6 protein-coding genes are annotated in these 23634 nt (G+C 68.7%); 5 read left to right on the top strand and 1 reads right to left on the bottom strand.

Features of this window, described 5'->3' with window-relative positions:
* Nucleotides 1–14 precede the first annotated feature (14 nt).
* A complete protein-coding gene (locus tag ACWGIH_RS04210; protein WP_453443198.1) occupies nucleotides 15–1934 on the bottom strand; it encodes an ABC transporter ATP-binding protein in 1920 nt (639 codons plus the stop codon).
* Nucleotides 1935–2348: 414 nt separating this feature from the next.
* On the opposite strand from ACWGIH_RS04210, the gene ACWGIH_RS04205 reads away from it, so the two are divergent.
* From ACWGIH_RS04205 to ACWGIH_RS04185, 5 genes are all read left to right on the top strand, one after another.
* Nucleotides 2349–3530: a peptidoglycan-binding protein gene (locus ACWGIH_RS04205; protein ID WP_453442944.1), complete on the top strand. Its 1182-nt coding sequence runs from the start codon at nucleotides 2349–2351 to the stop codon at nucleotides 3528–3530.
* Nucleotides 3527–4267 carry an ABC transporter ATP-binding protein gene (locus ACWGIH_RS04200; protein ID WP_453442942.1) on the top strand — a complete coding sequence of 247 codons (741 nt, stop codon included), beginning with the start codon at nucleotides 3527–3529 and terminating at the stop codon, nucleotides 4265–4267. Before ACWGIH_RS04205 ends, ACWGIH_RS04200 begins: the two co-directional genes overlap by 4 nt.
* Nucleotides 4264–5457, top strand: coding sequence for an ABC transporter permease (locus ACWGIH_RS04195; RefSeq protein ID WP_453442940.1), 1194 nt, complete (start codon nucleotides 4264–4266; stop codon nucleotides 5455–5457). The genes ACWGIH_RS04200 and ACWGIH_RS04195 overlap by 4 nt, the downstream gene beginning before the upstream one ends.
* Before the next feature lie 153 nt (nucleotides 5458–5610).
* Nucleotides 5611–6090: a hypothetical protein gene (locus ACWGIH_RS04190; RefSeq protein WP_453442938.1), complete on the top strand. Its 480-nt coding sequence runs from the start codon at nucleotides 5611–5613 to the stop codon at nucleotides 6088–6090.
* A gap of 324 nt (nucleotides 6091–6414) precedes the next feature.
* Nucleotides 6415–23634 (top strand): amino acid adenylation domain-containing protein (locus ACWGIH_RS04185; protein ID WP_453691590.1); only part of this gene is annotated, 17220 nt, incomplete at its 3' end.

The following is a 23634-nucleotide window of genomic DNA, read 5'->3' as shown; positions in this document are numbered from 1 at the left end:
GGGCTGCGGGCAGGTCAGCCGCTCGCCTCTTTGGTGACATTCACGTGCGTGCCGTTGCTGTTCTGGACGGCGAATTGAGTGCGGTAGAGCTCGCTGTAGAGGCCGCCGGCGGCGAGCAGGTCCAGGTGGGTACCGCGCTCGCGGATCCGGCCGCCGTCGAGTACGAGGATCTGGTCGGCTTCCAGGATGGTCGAAAGACGGTGGGCGATGACCAGGGACGTACGGCCCGCCAGCGTGATCTTCAGCGCGCGCTGGATCGCCGCCTCGGATTCCGAGTCCAGGTGCGCGGTGGCCTCGTCGAGGATGACGACCGGCGGCGACTTGAGCAGGAGCCGGGCGAGGCTGATGCGTTGCTTCTCGCCACCGGAGAGGCGGTGGCCGCGGTCGCCGACCACGGTGTCGAGGCCGTCGGGGAGCGACGAGATCAACTCCCAGATCCGGGCCGCGTCGCATGCCTCGACCAGTTCCTTCTCACTGGCGCCCGGCCGGGCGTACAGCAGGTTGGTCCGAATCGTGTCGTGGAACAGGTGTGCGTCCTGGGTGACGACGCCGACCGTGTCGTGCAGGGAACGTATCGTCAGATCCCGTATGTCGTGGTCGCCGATGTGCACCGTCCCGGAGGTGGTGTCGTAGAGCCGGGGGACCAGGTTGGTGACCGTGGTCTTGCCGGCGCCCGAAGGGCCCACCAGCGCGGTGAGCTTCCCGGCCGGGGCACGGAAACTCACCTCGTCCAGGACCATGACGTCGGCACCCTTGGCCGGCGCGCGCCGCGCGATGGATTCGAGGGAGGCCAGGGACACCTCTTCGGCGGCCGGATACCGGAAGGAGACCCGGTCGAACTCGATGTCCGGGGAGGTGCCGTTGACGGAGGGGAGCGGTCGGGCGGCAGGTCGTTCGGCGATGAGCGGTTTGAGGTCGAGCACCTCGAAGACGCGGTCGAAGCTGACGAGCGCGATCATGACGTTGACCTGCATGTTGGACAACTGGTTGATCGGCCCGTACAGCCGCAGCAGCAGCGCGACCATGGCGACGAGGGTGCCGATCTGCAGGGTGCCGTTGATGGTCAGCACGCCGCCAAGGCCGTAGACCAGTGCGGTGGTCACTCCGGCGATCAGCGTGGCGATGAGGATGAGCACGCGCCCCCAGACCCCTGTCCTGATCGCCACGTCCCGGACCTCGGCCGCCTTGTGCGCGAACCCCTCGGACTCCTCGTCCGGCCGGCCGTAGAGCTTGGCCAGCATCGCGCCGGACACGTTGAACCGCTCGTTCATCATCGAGCCCATGTCGGCGTTGAGGCTCATGCCCTCGCGGGTGAGCCGCTGCAGTCTGCGGCCGACGAAGATGGCGGGGGCGAGGAAGAACGGGATCATCACCAGCGCCGCGAGAGTGATCTGCCACGACAGGAAGATCATCGTGGCGAGCACGAGCACCAGGGTCAGGAGGGTCGACACCGTCTGCGACAGCAGCGTCGTGATGGCTCGCTGGGCGCCGATCACGTCGGTGTTGAGCCTGCTGACCAGGGCTCCGGTCTGCGTACGGGTGAAGAATGCCAGTGGCTGCCGCTGAACATGCTCGAACACCTGGCAGCGCAGGTCGTAGACGATGCCCTGGCCGACCCGCCCGGAGAACCAGGTCTGGGTGAACGCGGCCACCACTTCCACCAGTGCCAGGGCGGCCACGAGCAGGGCAAGGCCCACCACGGTGCCTTCCTCGCGCGGCACGATTCCGTCGTCGATGATCATCTTGAGCAGCAGCGGGCTCGCCGCCGTGATGGCCGCACCCGCGACCGTCGTCAGCAAGACCACCGTCAGTGACCAGCGATATCGCAGGGCATAGGGAAGGATGCGCCGTACCGTGCCCGGCTTGATCTTCTGTTTGGTGATCGACCTGTCCGTGAGTAGCGACATCGGACCCATGCGCGGGCCGCCCATCATGGCCACGGATTCCTCCTCTTGTCGCCGTCCCGAGTTGCCGCAGTCCCAAGCCGCTCGGGCGTATGGGGAAGTCCAGCGCGGGTGAACGCGCCGCTGGACAGGGGCCGATGCGTCAGCGACCGTACCCGCGAAGACGAAGTGTGTGAAAGGCAGTGCGGCTGCCGACCGACGCCGCGGCCGTCGGCGCCGTTCAACCTCGGCCTTGCCGCGGTTGAACGGCAGGGTGCAGCGGCGGTTTCCGCGTCGTCCTGCGGTGAGGACCGCGGCAAGGGATGAGCTAACCGTCGGGAAACCTGCCGCACCGCACCCTGATGGTCATGCAGACGAAGTCACCTTTCACCGCTACGACGGCAGTGGTCCGCTGCGTCGGTCCGCTCCGCGGCGAGACCGAGCGGACCACGTGGAGGATGAGCCATGTTGGAATCTGAGGCCACCCGAGAGGGCGGGCCCGAGCAGGAGAGCTGGACAGAGCCGGAAAGCAGTCACGCCGACGAGAGCAACGAGGCGTCGTCGACGCCGCGTCGGCGCCGACGCGGAGTTTGGGTGACGCTCGGCGTCGTCGTGCTGGTGGTCGGCGCGTCCGGCGCGGTGTACCTGGCGCAGGACGAAGACAGCAAGCCGGCCAAGTCGGCTGCGAAGCTGCCGACCGCGAAGGTGGTCCGCACCGATCTGATCAACACCACCGAGGTGGACGGCACGCTGGGCTTTTCGGGCGGCCGTAAGGTGCTCGCCGAGGGGCCCGGGCGGGTGACATGGCTCCCGGGCGTCGGCGACGTCATCAAGCAGGGCGAGCGGGTCTACGCCATGGACGGCCACTCGGTACCGCTGTTCTACGGCTCGACGCCGTTCTGGCGGGATCTGAAGAAGGGGATGTCCAACGGGTACGACGTGCTGGAGCTGGAGCGCAACCTGCTCGCACTCGGCTACGGCGGCTACCTGAGCGTGGACAGGGAGTTCACCTCGGGCACCGCCGAAGCCGTCAAGGACTGGCAGGAGGACCTGGGCGTGAAGGAGTCCGGCGAGGTCGCGCCGGGCGACGTGGTGATGCAAGAGGGGCAGTTCCGGGTGAGCAAGGTCGACGCCGAACTGGGCGCACCGGCCCGGGGAACGGTCTTGACCGCCGGCAGCACACGGCAGCGGATCACCGTGAATCTGCCGGTGAGCGACCTGGAGTTGGCGAAGGTGGGCGCGAAGGTGACGGTGAAACTGCCGGGTGGCGAGAGCACCACCGGTCGGGTCTCCTCGCTCGGCAAGGTGGCGGCCGCCGGGGACACCAACTCCCAGTCCCAGACAGGGGAAGGCACCCAGAACGCCACCGTCCCCGTCTACGTCGTGCTGGACGAGAAGAGCGGCAAAGGGAACCTGGACGGTTCCCCCGCGACTGTCGGCTTCGCCAGCGCCGAGCACAAGAACGCACTGGCGGTGCCGGTGAACGCGCTGCTGGCATCGGCGAACGGCACCTACCAGGTGAAGGTCGTGAACGCGGCCGGGAAGGTACGGACCGTGCCGGTCAAGCTCGGCATCTTCGAAGCCGACATGGTCGAAGTGAAGGGTGACCTCTCGGCGGGCATGAAAGTGCAGGTGCCCCGCTCATGAGCAAGGGCATCAACACCGCAGAAGGGCTGACTCCGACGGAGTCGACCGCCGGCCGGTCGGCCGCGGTCATCGAGGTGGACAACTGCACCAAGGAGTACCCGGGTGGCGTGCGGGCACTGCGCCGGGTCTCGCTCGCCGTCCATGACGGTGAGCTGATGGCGATCCTGGGACCGTCCGGATCCGGAAAGTCGACCCTGCTGAACCTGATGGGGACCCTGGACAAGCCGAGCACCGGCCGGGTCCTCATCCAGGGACACGACGTCGCCAAGCTTCCCGACCGGCGCCTCGCCGCGGTTCGCGCCCACTGGATCGGCTTCGTCTTCCAGCAGTTCTTCCTCACCCCACACCTCTCCGCCGTGGACAACGTGGCGACCGGGCTGCTGTATCACGGCACCCCGGCTCGGGAACGACGCAGGCTGGCGAAGGTCGCGCTGGAGCGTGTCGGGCTCGGCCACCGGCTGGACCACCGTCCGAACCAGTTGTCGGGTGGCGAGAAGCAGCGCGTCGCGATAGCCCGGGCGGTCGTCGGCAATCCGCCGCTCGTGCTCGCGGACGAGCCGACCGGCAACCTGGACACGAAGTCCGGTGACGGCGTGCTGGAACTGCTCGCGGAACTGAACCGCGACGGCACCGCCGTCGTGGTGATCACCCATGACATGGAGGTCGCGGCTTCGCTGCCGCGGCGCCTGGAGATCCGCGACGGGCTGATCTACGCCGATACGGGGGCTGCGGCATGAAGGCCCTACCCAGCGCAGCCCGGCTGCGTACCGGTGACCTGGCTGTGGTCGGCGTCGACGGACTGCGCGGCCGGCCGCTGCGCGCCGTGCTCTCCGCGCTCGGCATCGCCATCGGTGTCGCCGCCATGATCGCCCTGGTGGGCATCAGCACCAGCAGCCGAGCCGCGCTGATGGCCGACATCGAGAAACTCGGCACCAATCTGCTGACCGTCAAGCCCGGCACGACGCTGGCCGGCAAGAACTCGAAACTGCCCAAGAGCGCGGAAGGCATGGTCTCCCGTATCCCAGGGGTGACCAGCGTGTCCGCGACGGGGAAGGTCAAGGACGCGACCGCCCGCCGCACCGACAAGATCGACTCGGACACCACCAACGGCATCGCGGTGCAGGCCAGCCGACCCGACCTGCTCAGGACGCTCGGCGGCACGCTGCGCTCCGGCACCTTCCTCAACGCCGCCACCAGCAACTACCCGGTGGTTGTGCTGGGGACCGACGCCGCCGGGCGGCTCGGCATCGACAGCGCCGGCGCCCACGTGTTCATCGACGGGCAGTGGTTCATGGTCGTGGGGATCCTCGACGAGGTCGACCTCGCGCCCGAGGTCGACCGCTCCGCTCTCGTCGGCTGGGCGTACGCGAAACAGCTGGGATTCGACGGGAACGTCACCACCCTCTACGAGAAGTCCACAGACACGACAGTGGACCAGGTGCGCAGCGTGCTGGGGGGCACCGTGAATCCCGAGCACCCGGAGGAGGTGGCGGTCAGCCGTCCCTCCGACGCGCTCACAGCCCAGGCCGCCGCGGAACGCACCTTCAACGCACTGTTCTTCGGACTCGGCGCCATCGCCCTGCTGGCAGGCGGCGTCGGCATCGCGAACATCATGGTCATCTCGGTCCTCGAGCGACGGCAGGAGATCGGGCTGCGCCGCTCGCTGGGCGCGACCCGTGGACAGATCCGACTGCAGTTCCTCACCGAATCGGTGACCCTGTCAGCACTGGGTGGGGCCGCCGGAGTGCTCATCGGGCTCGGCACCTGCGTCGGATTCGCCGCCTACCGTGACTGGCCCACCGCCCTGCCTGGCGATGCCATCGTCGGCGGCGCCCTGGCCGCCGTCCTCATCGGAGCGCTGGCCGGCGTCTACCCGGCCCGTCGCGCGGCCAATCTCACGCCCACGGAAGCCCTCGCCACGAACTGACCGGTCATCCCCCGGCCGGTCACAGGGGTGCCTCCGCGTCAACCGGCGCGGAGGCACCCCGTCTTCATGTCCGCCACCGCGCTCCCGTTCCCCGATGAGACTGCCCAACGACGGTCACCGCGGGGAAACCTGTCGACGGCCACGCTGGTGGGCATGAAGACACATATTTTCGCCGCGGTGGCTCTCGCGGCCGCCGCCACGTTCGGGCTGACCGCTTGCGGCGACGACTCCGCCTCCAGCGGGACCTCGTCGGCAGAGGAGGGCCCCAAGCAGCAGAAGTTCGAGAAGTGCATGGAGGAGCACGGCATGGACGTCCCCGACCCCGGAGAGGTCAAGGAGGGCGAGTTGGACGTCCAAGGCCCTGGGGAATCCTCCGCCGAGCAGGAGGCCGCGCGCGTGGCCTGCGCGAAGTTCGCGCCCGTCCAGGACGCCCCCGAGGACGTCACGAAAGACGACCAGGACCGTGCGCTGAAGAAGGCCGAGTGCTTGCGCAAAGAGGGGATCGCCGCCGAGGATCCCAAGCCGGGAACGGTCGACATCACCATCGAGGAAGGCTCCGACAGCTCCCAGGAGAAGCTTGTCGATGCATTCGCTCTGTGCAACAAGAAATCTGGAGGACAGAGCGGCGGGTAGCGGCGCCGAGATCCTTCGGTCACCGCCGCAATACATTTCTCCGCGTCGGCATCGGCCGCCGCCCCGCCCGTTCACACGGGGTGGGCCGGCGGCCGAACTGCGTGCCCTGGAGCACTGACAGCTCCTGCTCCTCACCCGAAGTGGCATGGCTCGCAGTGGTGTTCAACTGCGCACGCGCAACGGTTGAACAAGCGAACTCGTAGTATCTTCAGGCACCTTGCCGAGCCGTTCGCCGACGCGCTGAAATGATCCGGCCGACTGGGAAGTGTGTTGGCGGTGGGCGCAATTGTGGTGAGGCGTTCGATGCGCTAAGGAGATGCATTGATGATCCCGTTGTCGTTCGCTCAGCGTCGGTTATGGTTCCTGTCAAGGTTGGAGAATTCCAGCCTCTCCTACAACAACGTCATGGCTTTGGCGTTGCGGGGAGCCGTGAACGTGACGGCACTTGACGCCGCCTTGCGGGATTTGTTGATACGCCACGAATCATTGCGCACGGTATTCCCCGACATGGATGGCGAGCCTTATCAGCGAATCCTCGATCCGGAGGAGCTCGACTGGGGGCTGGCAGTCCGTCACGTTGCGCGGGAGGACGTGGACAGGGCCAGGATGGAGGCGGCCCGCTCCACCTTCGAACTGTCCTCGGACGTGCCCATCCGTGCGGTGCTGCTCACGACCGCGCCGGACGAGCATGTGCTGATCCTGATCGTGCATCACATCGCCACCGACGCCTCGTCCCACCGACCGCTGGCACGTGACCTGTCGACGGCATACGCAGCGCGGCTGCGCGGTGACGAGCCCGGCTGGGAGCCGTTGCCGGTGCAGTACGCGGACTACACCCTCTGGCAGCGGGAGCTTCTGGGGGAGGAGTCCGACCCGGACAGTCGGATCTCGGTCCAGTTGGACCACTGGCGGCGGGTGTTGGCCGGGGTGCCGGAGGAACTGACGCTGCCGGCGGACCGACCGCGTCCCGCCATGGCGGGTGACCGTGGACATCGGGTGCCGCTGACTGTGCCGGCATCGGTGCATCAGCGGCTGGTGGAGGTGGCCAGGGCCGAGGGCGTGACGACGTTCATGGTCCTGCAGACCGCGTTGGCGGTGCTGCTGTCGCGGCTCGGGGCCGGCACGGACATTCCGATCGGGTCGCCGATCGCGGGTCGTACCGACGAGGGGCTGGACGACCTGATCGGATTCTTCGTCAACACCCTGGTCATCCGCACCGACCTGTCGGATGACCCGGAGTTCCGCCAGGCGCTCGCCCGCGTCCGCCGGGCGAGCCTGGAGGCGTTCGCGCACCAGGATGTGCCGTTCGAGCGGCTGGTGGAGGAGCTGGCGCCGGAGCGGTCGCTGGCCCGCCACCCGCTCTTCCAGGTCCTGCTCACCCTCCAGAACACGGCGCAGGTGTCCCTGGAGCTGACGGGCGTCACCGCCCGGCCGATCGCACCGAACCTGCCCGTGTCGAAGTTCGACATCGATGTGCACCTGTCGGAGCTCTTCGACGACCAGGGCCGCCCGGCGGGTCTGGACGGGGTCGTCACCGGCGCTGCGGACCTCTTCGACACGCCCACGGTGACTGTGATCGCCGAGCGGTTCGTGCGGGTGCTGGAGGCGGTGACCGCGGACCCGGACGTACGCCTGCACGCGGTAGACGTGTTCGCCCCGCAGGAGCGGGACTGGGTACTCACCGACTGGAACGACACCGCGGTGGAGCCGGTGGGGTCGTCGTCGGTGGTGGAGTTGTTCGAGCGACGGGTGGTGGTGGATCCGGGTGCGGTGGCGGTGGTTGCCGATGGGCGGCAGCTGACCTTTGGGGAGTTGGGTTCGGCGGCGAATCGGCTGGCGAATTGGCTCCGTGGTCGTGGTGTGGGTCGTGAGTCGGTGGTGGGGCTGCGGTTGTCTCGTGGTGTGGAGATGGTCGTCGGGATTTTGGGGGTGTGGAAGGCGGGGGCGGCGTATCTGCCGATTGACTCTGCGCTGCCGGTGGAGCGGGTGGAGTTCATGCTCGCCGACGCCGGGGTGGATGTGGTGGTCGGTGCGCAGGAGTTGGCTTGGTCGGCGGATGCTGTCGATGTCTTGCCTGAGGTGGCGGTGGAGTCGGCGGGGTTGGCGTATGTGATTTATACGTCGGGGTCGACGGGGGTGCCGAAGGGTGTGGCGGTGACGCATGGGTCGCTGGCGAACTATGTGTCGTCGGTCTCGTCGCGGTTGGGTTGGACGGTTGCGGGGGAGAGGTATGCGCTGTTGCAGGCGCAGGTGACGGACCTGGGTAACACGGTCGTGTTCTCCAGTTTGGCTACGGGCGGTCAACTCCACGTGCTGGGTGACGAGTTAGTGACCGACCCGGAGGCGGTTGCTGGCTATTTGACCGAGCAGGGCATTGATGCGTTCAAGGTGGTGCCTTCGCATCTGCAGGCGTTGACGTCGGTGGCGGGTATGGAGCCGCTGCTGCCCGTTCGTTCCCTCGTGCTGGGTGGCGAGGCTTCTTCGGCTGACTGGGTGCGGGAGTTGGTGGAGGCTGCTGCTGCCGGGGGCCGACGGGTGTTCAACCACTACGGTCCGACGGAGACGACGGTCGGTGTCGCCACTGCCGAGCTGACCGGGGAGTTGGTGGCTGGTGGGGTGGTGCCGATTGGCACTCCGATCGCCAACACCCGCCTGTACGTCCTGGACGACGCGCTCGCCCCCGTCCCCATGGGTGTCGCCGGTGAGCTGTACGTCGCCGGTGTGGGGCTGGCGCGCGGCTATGTGGGTCGTCCGTCGTTGACGGGTGAGCGGTTTGTGGCCTGCCCCTTCGGCCCGGGTTCCGGCGAGCGGATGTATCGGACCGGGGACTTGGTGAAGTGGAGCCCGGAGGGACAACTCGTCTTCGTCGGGCGTGTGGATGAGCAGGTGAAGGTTCGCGGGTTCCGTATCGAGCCGGGTGAGATCGAGGCTGTCCTGCGGTCCCATGCGGACGTCCTCCAGGCGGCGGTCGTCGCCCGTGAGGACAGCTCCGGTGACAAGCGCCTGGTCGCCTACGTTGTGGCGGCGGATGGCAGTGAGCCAGTCGGCCTGAGGGAGTTCGTGGCGGCGCGGCTGCCCGATCACATGGTCCCGGCGGCCGTCGTCTCGCTGCCGGAGTTGCCGCTGACGGCCAGCGGCAAGCTCGATCGCAAGGCACTGCCCGCCCCCGAGTACGCGAGCGGGAGGGGGCGCGGTCCGGCGACCGTGCAGGAGGAGCTTCTGTGCGGGGCGTTCGCGAACGTGCTGGGCCTGGAATCAGTCGGGCTGGACGACAACTTCTTCCAGCTGGGCGGACATTCGTTGCTCGCCACCCGGTTGGTGTCGCGGATCCGCGTCGCCCTCGGAGTGGAGCTGCCGCTGCGGACCATATTCGAGAGGCCGACGGCGGCCGGCCTGGCCGCATGGCTGGCGCGGGCGGGATCGGACTCCGTCCGGGCGGCCCCGGTGGCCGGAGACCGACCGGAGCGGCTGCCGCTGTCGTTCGCCCAACGCCGGCTGTGGTTCATCGACCAGTTGCAGGGACCGAACCCGACCTACAACAACCCGGCGGCTGTCCGGGTCACCGGCCAGTTGGACGTCCCGGCGCTGGCGAGAGCGCTGCGAGATGTGATCGAACGCCACGAGCCCCTGCGCACCCTCTATGGGTCTGTCGACGGCGAGCCGTACCAGCGCATCCAGGATATGCGGGACGTCGAGTGGGATCTGGAGGTGCAGCAGGTCGGCCCCACCGAGGTGGCCGAGGCCGTGTCGCAGGCGCGCGAGTACACGTTCGACCTGGCCGAGGAACTGCCGATCCGAGCAGCGCTGTTCCAGACGTCTGCCGACGAGTACGTGCTGGTACTGGTCATGCACCACATCGCCTCTGATGGCTGGTCGATGAGACCGCTTGGCCGCGACTTGTCGACGGCCTATGCGGCGCGGGTGCGCGGCGAGGCCCCGGTGTGGGAGCCGCTGCCGGTGCATTACGCGGACTACGCGTTGTGGCAGCGGGAATTGCTGGGCGAGGAGTCGGACGCGGAGAGCCTGCTGGCCACCCAGATCGAGTACTGGCGGCAGATGCTGGCCGGCGCGCCGGAGGAGCTGGCGCTGCCGACCGACCGTCCACGCCCCGCGGTGTCCGGCCACCGCGGGCATCGGGTGCCGTTCGAGGTGTCCGCGGAAGTGCACCAGCGACTCGTGGAGCTGGCCAGGACGGAGAGCGTCACCCCCTTCATGGCCCTGCAGGCATCCCTGGCCGTCCTGCTGTCCAGGCTCGGGGCGGGCACCGACATCCCGATCGGCGCGCCGGTCAGCGGGCGCGCCGACGAGGCGCTGGATGACCTGGTCGGCTTCTTCGTCAACACGCTGGTGCTCCGCACGGACCTGGCGGGGAATCCCGAGTTCCGGCAGGTCCTCGAGCGGGTGCGGGAGGTGAGCCTCGGGGCGCTCGAGCGCCAGGACGTGCCGTTCGAGAGGCTGGTCGAGGAGCTGGCGGTGACGCGGTCACTCAGCCGGTACCCGCTGTTCCAGGCCATGCTCACCCTGCAGAACACCGACTCTGCCGAGCTCGACCTACCCGGCGCCCACGTCGCGGTAGGTACCTCCGAGATCGAGGTTGCAGCCGCCCAACCCGCGCGGTACGACCTGCACCTGACGGTCGGTGAGACGTTCGACGACCAGGACCGCCCGGCGGGCCTTCGCGCCCTGCTGACCTTGTCCGCGGATCTGTTCGACGAATCCACCGCGTCCAAGGTCGCTGCCTGGTATGTCCGGGTTCTGGAGAGCGTGACCGCGGACGCGGGCCTGCGGCTGCACGAGGTCGATCTGCTCGACGCCCGCGAGCGGGACCAGGTGCTCATCGAGTGGAACGACACCGCCGTGCCGCACGCGTGCTCGGCGTTCCCCGGCCTGTTCCAGAACCAGGTCGCCGCGACCCCGGACGCGACAGCCCTGGTGGCCGACGGCGTCGAGGTGACGTATCGGGAGCTCGACGCGTCGGCCGGCCGGCTGGCCCTCTACCTGCGCGGTCGGGGCGTGGGCGCCGAGTCGGTGGTGGGGCTCTGCCTGCCCCACGGCATCGAGATGATCACGGCGATCCTGGGCGTGTGGCAGACCGGCGCGGCCTACCTTCCCATCGACGGGAACCTGCCGTCCGAGCGCATCGCGTTCATGCTGGCGGACAGCAGAGCGAGCGTGCTCCTGACGGACCGCGACTCGGCTCCCGCGAACACGGACCGGCCGGTGGACGTGCCGGTGGTGTGGATCGACGAGGCGACGCGCTCGACGGCTCCCGCCGAACCAGGCCTCACCGAACCTGCCACGTCGGCCACGGCAGACCCCGCCGCCCTGGCGTACGTGATGTACACGTCCGGATCGACGGGCTCGCCGAAGGGAGTCCTGGTCACCCATGGTGCGGTGGCCAACTACGTGGCCTCGGTCACCGACCGGCTCGGCTGGGCGGGTGCGGGCTCGCGGTACGCGCTGCTGCAGCCGCAGGTGACCGACCTGGGCAACACCGTGGTGTTCGTCAGCCTGGCGACCGGCGGTCAGTTGCACATTCTCGGCTCCGAGGCGGTGACCGATCCGGCTGCCGTGACCGACTATCTGCGGGACCAGAGGATCGACTTCGTCAAAGCAGTGCCGTCACACCTGGCCGCGCTGTCCGCGGACGCCGGAGTGGAGGCCGTGCTGCCCGCCCGCTCCCTGGTGCTCGGCGGGGAGGCCGCACCAGCGGCCTGGACACGCGACGTGGTCGAGGCAGCTGCGGGTCGTCAGGTGTTCAACCACTACGGCCCGACGGAGACCACGATCGGCGTCGCCACCGCCGAGCTTTCACCCGCCGTCGTGGCCGGGGGTGTGATCCCGATCGGCCGGCCCCTCGCGAACACCCGGCTGTACGTGCTCGACGACGTGCTCGCCGCCGTTCCGCCGGGCGTCGTCGGCGAGTTGTACGTCGCTGGGGAACCGCTGGCGCGCGGCTACGTCAGCCGACCGGGGCTGACCGGTGAGCGGTTCGTGGCCTGCCCCTTCGGCCCGGGTTCCGGTGAGCGGATGTATCGCACCGGGGACCTGGCGAAGTGGAGCGCGCAGGGGCAGTTGGTGTTCGCCGGACGTGCCGACACCCAACTGAAGATCCGCGGCTACCGTGTCGAAGCCGGTGAGGTCGAATCCGTCCTGCTGGAGCACCCCGCCGTCTCCCGCACCGCGGTGATCGCGAGCCAAGACGGGACCGGTGGCGACCGGCTGGTCGCCTACGTCGTGCTCGCCGGGGAAGGGTCCGCCAACGCGGACCTACGGGAGTTCGTGGCCCGGCGGTTGCCCGAATACATGGTCCCGGCCGCGTTCGTCACGCTCCCGGAACTGCCGCTGGCCGCCAACGGCAAACTCGATCGCAGGGCCCTTCCGCTCCCCGATGAGATACCGGGCGCTGATACCGACCGCGCACCGGCGAACGAGACCGAGGCCGCGCTCTGCGGGATCTTCGCCGACGTGCTGGGGCTGGAGTCCGTCGGAGTGGACGACAGCTTCTTCGAGCTCGGCGGCCACTCCCTGCTCGCGATCCGGCTGTTGTCCCGAATCCGCAGCAGGCAGGGCGCAGAAGTCAAGATCAGGACGCTCTTCGAGACCCCTACACCGGCCGGCCTCGCGGCCCTGGTCGCCGGCCCCCGGCACGACCGGGCCCGCCTCCCGCTGCGCGCAAGGACACGCCCGGAGCGCCCGCCGTTGTCGTTCGCGCAGCAACGACTTTGGTTCCTGGACCAGTTGGAGGGACCGAGCCCGACGTACAACCTCTCCCTCGCGGTGCGGCTGACCGGCGCGCTGGACATCGCCGCGTTGGACGCGGCGCTGCGGGACGTCATCGCTCGACACGCACCGTTGCGCAGCATCTACCACTCCTCGGACGGCGAGCCCTACCAGCAGATCCTCGACCCGGACGAGCTGGACTGGCACGTCACGGTGACCGAGGTGGAGCCCGATGCGCTGAAGGCTGCCGCAGCACAGGCTGCGAACTACGCGTTCGACCTGTCGGCGGAGCTGCCGATCCGGGCGTGCCTGCTCGAGCTCGGACCCGACGATCGGGCTCTGATACTGGTCGTCCATCACATCGCCACTGACGGCTGGTCGCACCGTCTGCTGGGCCGCGACCTGTCCACTGCTTATGAGGCGCGGCTGCGGGGTGGGGCTCCGGTGTGGGAGTCGTTGCCGGTGCAGTATGCGGATTACGCGGTGTGGCAGCGGGAGTTGCTGGGTGAGGAGTCCGACCCGGAGAGTCTGCTGTCGCAGCAGGTGGAGTACTGGCGGCAGACGCTTGCCGGTGCCCCGGAGGAGTTGGAGCTGCCGGTGGACCGGCAGCGTCCGGCATCGGCGAGCCATCAGGGTCATCGGGTGCCGGTGCGGATACCGGCCGGGGTGCATCAGCGGATGGTGGAGCTGGCGCGCGCCGAGGGCGTGACGACGTTCATGGTCCTCCAGGCCGCGCTGGCCGTGACCCTGTCGCGGCTCGGGGCGGGGACGGACATCCCCGTCGGCTCGGCGGTGGCGGGCCGCACCGACGACGCACTGGACGACCTGGTCGGGTTCTTCGTCAACACGCTCGTGATCCGCACTGATCTGTCCGGCGATCCGGAGTTCCGGCAGATCCTGGCGCGGGTACGGGAGGCGAGCCTGGCCGCGTTCGCGCACCAGGATGTGCCGTTCGAGCGGCTGGTCGAGGAGCTGGCATCGGAGCGGTCGCTGGTGCGGCACCCCCTGTTCCAGGTCATGTTGACGCTGCGCAACCTGGACCGTGCGGTACTCGAACTGCCCGGCATCGACACCGAGGCGCTTCACGGGGCAGGAAGCTCAGCACGGTTCGACCTGGACGTGGCGTTGCACGAGGTGGTCGACGACCAGGGCCGGCCGGCGGGGCTGGAGGGCTCCGTGACTGCCGCCGTGGACCTGTTCGAGCCGGAGACGGCTTCCAGGATCGCGGACTGGTTTGTGCGTGTGGTGGATGCGGTCACTGCTGCTCCGGGCATTGCCTTGCATGCGGTGGACATGCTCGATGCGGCAGAGCACGATCTTGTGGTCGGGCAGTGGAACGAGACTGCCGTGGCCGTGCCTGATGTGGGTTGGGTGGAGCGGTTCGAGGGGTGGGCGGCCAGGTGCCCGGACGCGGTCGCGGTGGTGGCCGACGGCCAGGAGATGTCGTATGTGGAGCTGAACCAGCGGGCGAATCGGTTGGCGTGGTGGTTGATGGCGCGGGGGGCGGGGCCGGAGCGGTTTGTGGCGGTGGCCTTGCCTCGTTCGGTGGAGCTGCTGGTGGCGTTGTTGGCGGTGGCGAAGTCGGGTGCGGGGTATCTGCCGCTGGATACGGATTATCCGGCCGAGCGGCTGGAGTTCATGCTCGCGGAGAGTGCGCCGGTGACGGTGCTGTCGTCGGTGCAGCTGGCGGGGCTGGTGCCGGCTGGTGGTCCGGTGGCGCTGGTGGACGATGTGGTGACGGCTGCTGAGATCGGTGCGTGTTCGGCGGCGAATGTGACGGATGCGGACCGTCGGGTGCCGGTGGTGGGCGGCCATCCGATGTATGTCATCTACACCTCCGGGTCGACGGGGCGGCCCAAGGGTGTGGTTGTCTCGCGTGCGGCGCTGGCGAATCTGTTGGTTGGGATGCAGCAGCAGCTGGGTCTGGGCCGTGGGGATCGGCTGCTGGCGCTGACGACGGTCGGGTTCGACATCGCCGGTCTGGAACTCTTCCTGCCGCTCACCCAGGGCGCCGCGGTGGTGATGGGCGCCAAGGAGCTGGTCTATGACCAGGATGCCTTTGGCCGCACGATCCGGGAGAGCGGGGCGAGTGTCATCCAGGCCACGCCGACGTTGTGGCGGTCGGTGCTGGCCGGTGGTCGGGTGGATCTGGGCGGGGTGCGGTTGCTGGTCGGTGGCGAGGCGCTGCCGGCGGACCTTGCGGCCCGGCTGGCGCAGGCGGCCGCCGGGGTGGTGAATGTGTACGGGCCGACGGAGACCACGATCTGGTCCACATCCGCACAGATCGAGGCGGGGCATGTCGGAGAGCCGTTGATCGGTGGGCCGATCGCCAATACCCGGCTGTATGTACTGGACGCCGGGCTTCAGCCGGTGCCGGTGGGGGTGGCCGGTGAGTTGTATATCGCTGGTGCCGGGGTGGCGCGTGGCTACTTGGGCCGTCCGGGGTTGACGGGTGAGCGGTTTGTGGCCTGCCCCTTCGGGTCGGGCTCCGGTGAGCGCATGTATCGGACCGGGGACCGGGTGCGGTGGACCCCGCAGGGGCAGTTGGCCTTCCTGGGCCGGGCGGATGAGCAGGTGAAGGTCCGCGGGTTCCGTATCGAGCCCGGGGAGATCGAATCCGCCCTGCTGACCGACCCGAACGTCACACAAGCCGCGGTGGTGGTACGTGAGGACAACCCGGGGGACAAGCGGTTGGTGGCCTACCTCGTGCCGACCGATACCGAAGATCTCGACTTCGATGATCTGCGTGCGTTCGTGGCGGGCCGGTTGCCGGAGTACATGGTCCCGGCCGCGTTCGTGACGCTGCCGGAGCTGCCGCTCACGGCCAACGGCAAACTCGACCGCAAGGCCCTCCCGGCACCCGAGTACACCGCAGGCGCCGGCCGCGGTCCGGCCACCGTCCAGGAAGAGATCCTCTGCGCCGCCTTCGCCGACGTGCTGGGGCTGGAGTCCATCGGTGTGGACGACAACTTCTTCCAGCTCGGCGGACACTCGCTGCTTGCTGTCCGGCTGATCTCGCGGCTCCGCGCCGTGCTGGGAGTGGAGATCGGGGTCCGGGCCCTGTTCGAGGCACCCACCGTCGCCGGACTCGCCACGCGTCTCACCGACGAGGGCGCGGGCCCGGTTCGTCTGCCGTTGCGGGCGGGAGTGCGGCCGGGGCGGGTGCCGTTGTCGTTCGCGCAGCAACGGCTGTGGTTCCTGGCCCAGTTGGAGGGTCCGAGCCCGACGTACAACATTCCCACCCCCGTCCGGATGCGTGGCGTGGACGTCGAGGCGATGGGTGCGGCGTTGCGGGATGTGATCGGGCGGCATGAGTCGCTGCGGACGGTCTTCCCGGCCGTGGACGGCGAGCCCTACCAGCACATCCTCGGCCCGCGGGACCTGGACTGGGATCTTCAGGTCTGCCAGGTGGAGCCGGAGGAGCTGGCCGGGGCGGTGTCCCAGGCGTCGCGGTATGCCTTCGACCTGTCGAGTGAGCTGCCGATCAAGGCGTGGCTGTTCCAGGTCGGCCAGGACGGCCAGGACGGCCAGGACGGCCAGGTGGGTCAGGTCGGCCAAGTCGAGCAGGTGGGTCAGGACGAGCAGGTGCTGTTGGTAGTCATGCACCACATCGCCTCTGACGGCTGGTCTCGTGGTCCTCTCGCGCGGGATGTCTCGACCGCTTATGAGGCGCGGCTGCGCGGCGAGGTCCCGGTGTGGGAGCCGTTGCCGGTGCAGTATGCGGATTACGCGGTGTGGCAGCGGGAGTTGCTGGGCGAGGGGTCTGACCCGGACAGTCTGCTGTCGCAGCAGGTGGAGTACTGGCGGCAGACGCTGGCCGGTGCCCCGGAGGAGTTGGCGTTGCCGACGGATCGACCACGTCCCGCGGTGGCCGGTCGTGTCGGTCACGCGGTGCAGGTTCGGGTGCCGACGTCCGTGCACGAGCAGCTGATCGACCTTGCCCGCGCCGAGGGCGTGACGGTGTTCATGGTGGCGCAGGCGGCGCTGGCGGTGACGTTGTCGCGGCTGGGTGCCGGTACCGACATTCCGATCGGGTCGCCGATCGCGGGTCGTACGGATGAGGCGTTGGACGACCTGGTGGGGTTCTTCGTCAACACGCTGGTCATTCGCACGGATCTGTCGGGGGACCCGGAGTTCCGGCAGATGCTGGGCCGGGTGCGGGAGGCGAGCCTGGGTGCGTTGGCGCACCAGGATGTGCCGTTCGAGCGGTTAGTGGAGGAGCTGGCGCCGGAGCGTTCGTTGGCGCGGCATCCGCTGTTCCAGGTGATGCTGACGGTGCAGAACGTCGAGCGTGCCGCGCTGGAGCTGCCCGAGGCGCATGCCGTAGGTGTGCCGCTGGAGCTGGACAGCGCGAGGTCGGTGTCGAAGTTCGACCTTGAAATGTCGTTGTCGGAGGTGGTTGACGAGGAGGGTCGCCCGGCAGGACTGCGAGGCACGCTCATCGCGTCGGCGGACCTGTTCGAGGCGGAGACGGCCGAGCGGATAACGGTGTGGTTCGGTCGCGTGCTGGAGTCGGTGACCGCGGCCCCCGAGCTGCGGCTGCGCCAGGTGGACGTACTCGACTCGGACGAGCGTGCGCAGTTGGTGTCGGGCTGGAACGACACGGCGTCGGAGGTGCCGGGTGTATCGGTGCCGGCGTCCTTCGAACGGTGGGCGTCTGAGGCTCCCGGTTCGGTTGCGGTGGTGTTTGAGGGTGTGGAGCTGACGTACGGCGATGCGGATGTGGCGGCGAATCGGCTGGCGAGTTGGCTTCGTGGTCGGGGGGTGGGCGCCGAGTCGGTGGTGGGGCTGCGGTTGCCGCGTGGTCCGGAGATGGTCGTGGGGATTCTCGGGGTGTGGAAGGCGGGCGCGGCGTATCTGCCGATTGATGCGGCGCTGCCGGTGGAGCGGGTGGAGTTCATGCTTGCTGATGCCGGGGTGGGAGTCGTCGTTGGTGTGGAGGATCTGGAGCGGTCGGCCGGCTCTTCCGGCGCGGCTCTGGAGGTGGATGTCGATCCGGCTGGGTTGGCGTATGTGATCTTCACGTCGGGGTCGACGGGGATGCCGAAGGGTGTGGGGGTTTCGCACGGTTCGGTGGCGAATTTGGTGTCGGTGTTTGGTCCGGTGATGGGTGCGGGGCCGGGTGTGGGGGTGTTGCAGTTCGCGTCGTTCAGTTTCGACGCGTCGGTGCTGGATGTGGCGGTGGCGCTCGCTTCGGGTGCCACGCTGTGGATCGCGAGTGACGAGCAGCGGCGGGAGCCGTGGCGTCTGCGGGAGTTGGAGGGGGTTGGGGCGGCGAGTGTGGTGCCGTCGTTGTTGGAGGTGCTGGACCCGGACGATCTGGCGCAGGTCGGTCCCATGGTGGTGGGATCTGAGGCGGTCAGTGAGGCGGTGGCGCGCACCTGGTCGCCGGGGCGTGATCTGGTGCATGCCTACGGTCCGACCGAGGCGACGGTCATCACCGCGATCGGAACGGTGGACCCGGGGCGACCGGGCACGGTGCCGTTCGGCGGTCCGGTCGCCAACACCCGTCTGTTTGTGGTGGATGACGCCCTTCAGCCGGTGCCGGTCGGGGTCGCCGGTGAGCTGTACGTCGCCGGAGCGGGCTTGGCGCGCGGTTACGTCGGTCAACCGCGGCTGACGGGTGAGCGGTTCGTGGCCTGTCCCTTCGGTCCGGGTTCCGGTGAGCGGATGTATCGGACCGGGGACCTGGCGAAGTGGACTTCGGACGGGCAGTTGGTGTTCGCGGGGCGTGCGGATGAGCAGGTGAAGATTCGCGGGTTCCGTATCGAGCCGGGCGAGATCGAAGCCGCCCTGCTGACCGACCCGAACGTGACGCAGGCCGCGGTGATCGCCCGCGAAGACGGCCCGGGTGAACGGCAGTTGGTGGCCTATGTGGTGGCCGGTGAGGGCGTGGAGCCCGAGGGGCTGCGCGAGTTGGTGGCCTCGCGGTTGCCGGAGTACATGGTGCCTGCCGCGTTTGTGACGTTGGCGGAGTTGCCGCTGACGGTCAACGGCAAACTCGACCGCAAGGCCCTCCCGGCACCGGAGTTCACCACCGGTGCAGGACGTGCGCCGGCCACCGTCCAGGAAGAGATCCTGTGCGCCGCCTTCGCCGAGATCCTGGGCGTGGACGTGGTCGGGGTCGACGACAACTTCTTCCAGCTCGGCGGCCACTCTCTGCTCGCCGTCCGGCTGGTCGAGCGGCTGCGGGACCGGGGTGTGTCGGTTTCCGTGCGGGCGCTGTTCGAGACGCCGACGCCCGCGGGCCTGGCGGGGGCGGCAGGTGTCGGGGCTGTCGAGGTGCCGGAGAACCTGATCCCCGCAGACGCCGAGCAGATCACGCCGGACATGTTGCCCCTGGTGGAGCTGGAGCAGACCGAGATCGACCGGATCGTGGCGGCGGTCGACGGCGGGGCGTCGAATGTGGCGGACGTCTATCCACTGGCGCCGCTGCAAGAAGGCATGTTCTTCCATCACCTCATGGCCGGCGAGGGCGAAGACGTCTACCTCACCGCTCGCGTGTTGAAGTTCGACTCCCGCTCCCGCCTGGACGAGTTCGCGCGGGCGTTGCAGCAGGTCGTCGACCGGCACGACATCTACCGCACGGGTGTGGTGTGGGAAGGGCTGACCGAGCCCGTGCAGGTGGTATGGCGGCAGGCCGAACTCCCTCTCAGCGAACACACGTTGGAGGTCGAGGGTACGGAACCCTCTTCATTGGTCGAGGACTTGATGGCACGAGCCGGGTCGGCAATGGATCTGGGTCGTGCGCCGCTGGTGGACATGCATGTGGCCGAGGTGGTGGAGGGCCGTTGGCTGGCCGTCGTGCGGATGCATCACGTGGTGCAGGACCACCTCGGCATGGACGTCCTGTTGGGCGAGCTGCGAGCCGTGCTGTCCGGGAGGGCCGCAGACCTGACGCCGGCGTTGCCGTTCCGCAACTTCGTGGCGCAGACGCGTGCGGTGCCGCGGGAGGAGCACGAGCGGTTCTTCGCCGAGCTGCTCGGAGACGTCACCGAGCCCACCGCCCCCTACGGGGTGCTGGAAGTACAGGCGAACGACGCTGACCTCCGCGCCGAGCTGTTGCCTCTGCCTGGCCAGGTGACCGAGGCCCTGCGCCGGGTGGCGCGTGAGCTGGGCGTCAGCGCGGCGACCGTGCTGCACGTGGCCTGGGCACGGGTCCTTGCCACCTTGTCGGCGCGGGAGGACGTGGTGTTCGGCACGGTGCTGTTCGGCCGGATGAACGCCGGCGCGGGCGCCGACCGGGTGCTCGGCCCGTTCATCAACACGCTGCCGGTACGCCTACGGACCGGCGATGTCGGGGTACGCGCCGCAGTCGAGATGATGCGGGACCAACTGGCCGGACTGCTGGAGCACGAGCACGCTCCGCTGGCCGTCGCCCAGCGGACCAGCGGAGTCGCGGGGGATGCTCCCCTTTTCACCTCGCTGTTCAACTACCGCCATGCCGTTCAGCAGACAGACGCGACCGGACAACGGCAGCTCGAGGGAATCCAGCATATTTCTCGACGGGAGCGGACCAACTATCCGCTCACCGTGGCAATCAATGACCTCGGGCCGAACGATCTCAGTATCAGTGTGGAAGCCGTCAAGCCGATTGATGTGACCGCCGTGTGCCACTTGGTGCGCACGGCGATAGGAAGCGTGTTGGAAGCACTGGCAGACACACTGAACGGCGCTCCCGAGACTCGACTTGGCGCGTTGAACATTCTCGAGCTTCGCGAGCGGGATCGGCTGTTGTCGGAGTGGAATGACACGGCTGTCGATGTGGTGGATGCGTTGGTGCCGGGGTTGTTTGCGGAGCGGGTGGCCGAGGCTCCTGGTTCGGTTGCGGTGGTGTTTGAGGGTGTGGAGCTGACGTACGGCGATGTGGATGTGGCGGCGAATCGGCTGGCGAGTTGGCTTCGTGGTCGGGGGGTGGGCGCCGAGTCGGTGGTGGGGCTGCGGTTGCCGCGTGGTCCGGAAATGGTTGTGGGGATTTTGGGGGTGTGGAAGGCGGGGGCGGCGTATCTGCCGATTGATGCGGCGCTGCCGGTGGAGCGGGTGGAGGTCATGCTCGTTGACGCCGGGGTGCAGGTCGTCGTTGGGGCGGAGGAGTTGGAGAGCTCTGGCGATGTGTCGGAGATGGCACTGGATGTGGCTGTCGATCCGGCTGGGTTGGCGTATGTGATCTTTACGTCGGGGTCGACGGGGATGCCGAAGGGTGTGGGGGTTTCGCACGGTTCGGTGGCGAATTTGGTGTCGGTGTTTGGTCCGGTGATGGGTGCGGGGCCGGGTGTGGGGGTGTTGCAGTTCGCGTCGTTCAGTTTCGACGCGTCGGTGCTGGATGTGGCGGTGGCGCTCGCTTCGGGTGCCACGTTGTGGGTTGCGAGTGAGGAGCAGCGGCGGGAGCCGTGGCGTCTGCGGGAGTTGGAGGGGGTTAGGGCGGCAAGTGTGGTGCCGTCATTGCTGGAGGTGCTGGACCCGCAGGATCTGGCGCAGGTCGGCACGGTGTTGGTGGGTGCGGAAGCGGTCAGTGAGAGTGTGGCGCGGCGGTGGTCGGTTGGGCGTCGGCTGGTCAACACCTATGGGCCGACTGAGGCGACGGTGATGGTGGCTGCCGAGACGGTGGATGCCGGCCGTTTGGGTGCGGTGCCGTTCGGCCGTCCGATTGCCAACACGCGTCTGTTTGTGGTGGATGACGCCCTTCAGCCGGTGCCGGTCGGGGTCGCCGGTGAGCTGTACGTCGCCGGTGCCGGGTTGGCGCGCGGCTACGTCGGTCAACCGCGGCTGACGGGTGAGCGGTTCGTGGCCTGTCCCTTCGGTCCGGGTTCCGGTGAGCGGATGTATCGGACCGGGGACCTGGCGAAGTGGACTCCGGACGGGCAGTTGGTGTTCGCCGGGCGCGCGGACGAGCAGGTGAAGGTACGTGGGTTCCGTATCGAGCCGGGTGAGATCGAAGCCGCCCTGCTGAGCGACCCGAACGTCACGCAGGCCGCGGTGATCGCCCGCGAAGACGGCCCGGGTGAAAGGCAGTTGGTGGCCTATGTGGTGGCCGGTGAGGGCGTGGAGCCCGAGGGGCTGCGCGAGTTGGTGGCCTCGCGGCTGCCGGAGTACATGGTGCCTGCCGCCTTCGTGACGCTGCCGGAGCTGCCGCTGACGGTCAACGGCAAGCTCGACCGCAAGGCCCTCCCGGCACCGGAGTTCACCACCGGTGCAGGCCGTGCGCCGGCCACTGTCCAGGAAGAGATCTTGTGCGCCGCCTTCGCCGAGGTGCTCGGTGTGGACGTGGTCGGGGTCGACGACAACTTCTTCCAGCTCGGTGGTCACTCTCTGCTCGCCGTCCGGCTGGTCGAGCGGTTGCGCGTCCGGGGTGTGTCGGTTTCCGTGCGGGCGCTGTTCGAGACGCCGACGCCCGCGGGCCTGGCGGGGGTGGCAGGTGTCGGCGTTGTCGAGGTGCCGGAGAACCTGATCCCCGCAGACGCCGAGCAGATCACGCCGGACATGTTGCCCCTGGTGGAGCTGGAGCAGACCGAGATCGACCGGATCGTTGCGACGGTCGACGGTGGGGCGTCGAATGTGGCGGACGTCTATCCACTGGCGCCGCTGCAGGAAGGCATGTTCTTCCACCACCTCATGGCCGACAGTGGCGGGGACGTGTATCTCACCGTGCGGGTCGTGGAGTTCGACTCCCGCTCCCGGCTCGATGAGTTCGCGAGGGCGTTGCAGCAGGTGGTGGATCGGCATGACATCTACCGCACAGGTGTGGTGTGGGAGGGCCTGCGTGAGCCTGTGCAGGTGGTGTGGCGGCACGCGGACTTGCCGGTCGTCGAGCACTCCCTGGAGTTCGACGCCATGGAATCGAAGCAGCGAGGGCAGGCGCTGGTCGCCAGGGCCGGACTCGTGATGGACGTTGTCCGCGCGCCGTTGATGGACCTGCACGTGGCCGAGGCACCCGAGGGCCGCTGGCTGGCCGTCGTGCGGATGCATCACATGGTGCAGGACCACGTCGGCATGGACGTGCTGTTGGACGAGCTGCGGGCGGTGTTGTCCGGCGCCGCCGACCAGCTGGCCCCCGCACTGCCGTTCCGCAACTTCGTCGCCCAGACGCGTGCGGTTCCCCGCGAGCAACACGAGCGGTTCTTCGCCGACCTCCTGGGCGACGTCACCGAACCCACCGCCCCCTACGGCCTGTTGGACGTACGCGGCGACGGGTCGGATGTGGTCCGTGAGTTGCTGCACGTGCCGGACGCCGTGGTGGTCGAGTTGCGGCGGGTGGCACGGGAGCTGGGTGTCAGCCCGGCGACCGTCTTGCATGTGGCGTGGGCGCGGGTTCTGGCCGCCCTCGTGGGTCGGGATGACGTGGTGTTCGGCACCATGCTCTTCGGCCGGATGAACGCGGGTGCGGGTGCCGACCGGGTGCTGGGTCCGTTCATGAACTCGTTGCCGGTGCGCGTGCGGACCACTGGCGTCGGGGTGCGTGCGGCCGTCGAGGAGATGCGGGACCAGCTGGCGGCGCTGCTGGAGCATGAGCATGCGCCGCTGGCGATGGCCCAGCGGGCGAGCGGCGTCGCAGGCGACATGCCCCTGTTCACGTCGCTGTTCAACTACCGGCACACCACACCTGAGGTTGGTGACGAGGAGCGCCCGCTCGCAGGGATCCGAACGATCTCCGCCCGGGATCAGACCAACTATCCCCTGGCCGTGGGGGTGGGCGACGACGGCGTGGGGCTGCACGTGAGTGTGCTGGCGGTCGACGGTCTGGATCCGCGGGCGTTGGGTCGGATGGTGTGTATTGCGGCGGAGGGTGTGGTCGCTGCGCTCAGCGAGGTCCTGGATGGCGGT

This window comes from Streptomyces sp. NPDC054872 (genome assembly GCF_053610705.1).
This window is presented reverse-complemented; position numbering and strand designations above follow the sequence as displayed.

Coding starts and splice junctions, on each gene's coding strand:
- ACWGIH_RS04195 (WP_453442940.1), top strand. CDS start 4,264: ATGAAGGCCCTACCCAGCGCAGCCCGGCTGCGTACCGGTGACCTGGCT.
- ACWGIH_RS04210 (WP_453443198.1), bottom strand. CDS start 1,934: ATGATGGGCGGCCCGCGCATGGGTCCGATGTCGCTACTCACGGACAGG.
- ACWGIH_RS04190 (WP_453442938.1), top strand. CDS start 5,611: ATGAAGACACATATTTTCGCCGCGGTGGCTCTCGCGGCCGCCGCCACG.
- ACWGIH_RS04205 (WP_453442944.1), top strand. CDS start 2,349: ATGTTGGAATCTGAGGCCACCCGAGAGGGCGGGCCCGAGCAGGAGAGC.
- ACWGIH_RS04200 (WP_453442942.1), top strand. CDS start 3,527: ATGAGCAAGGGCATCAACACCGCAGAAGGGCTGACTCCGACGGAGTCG.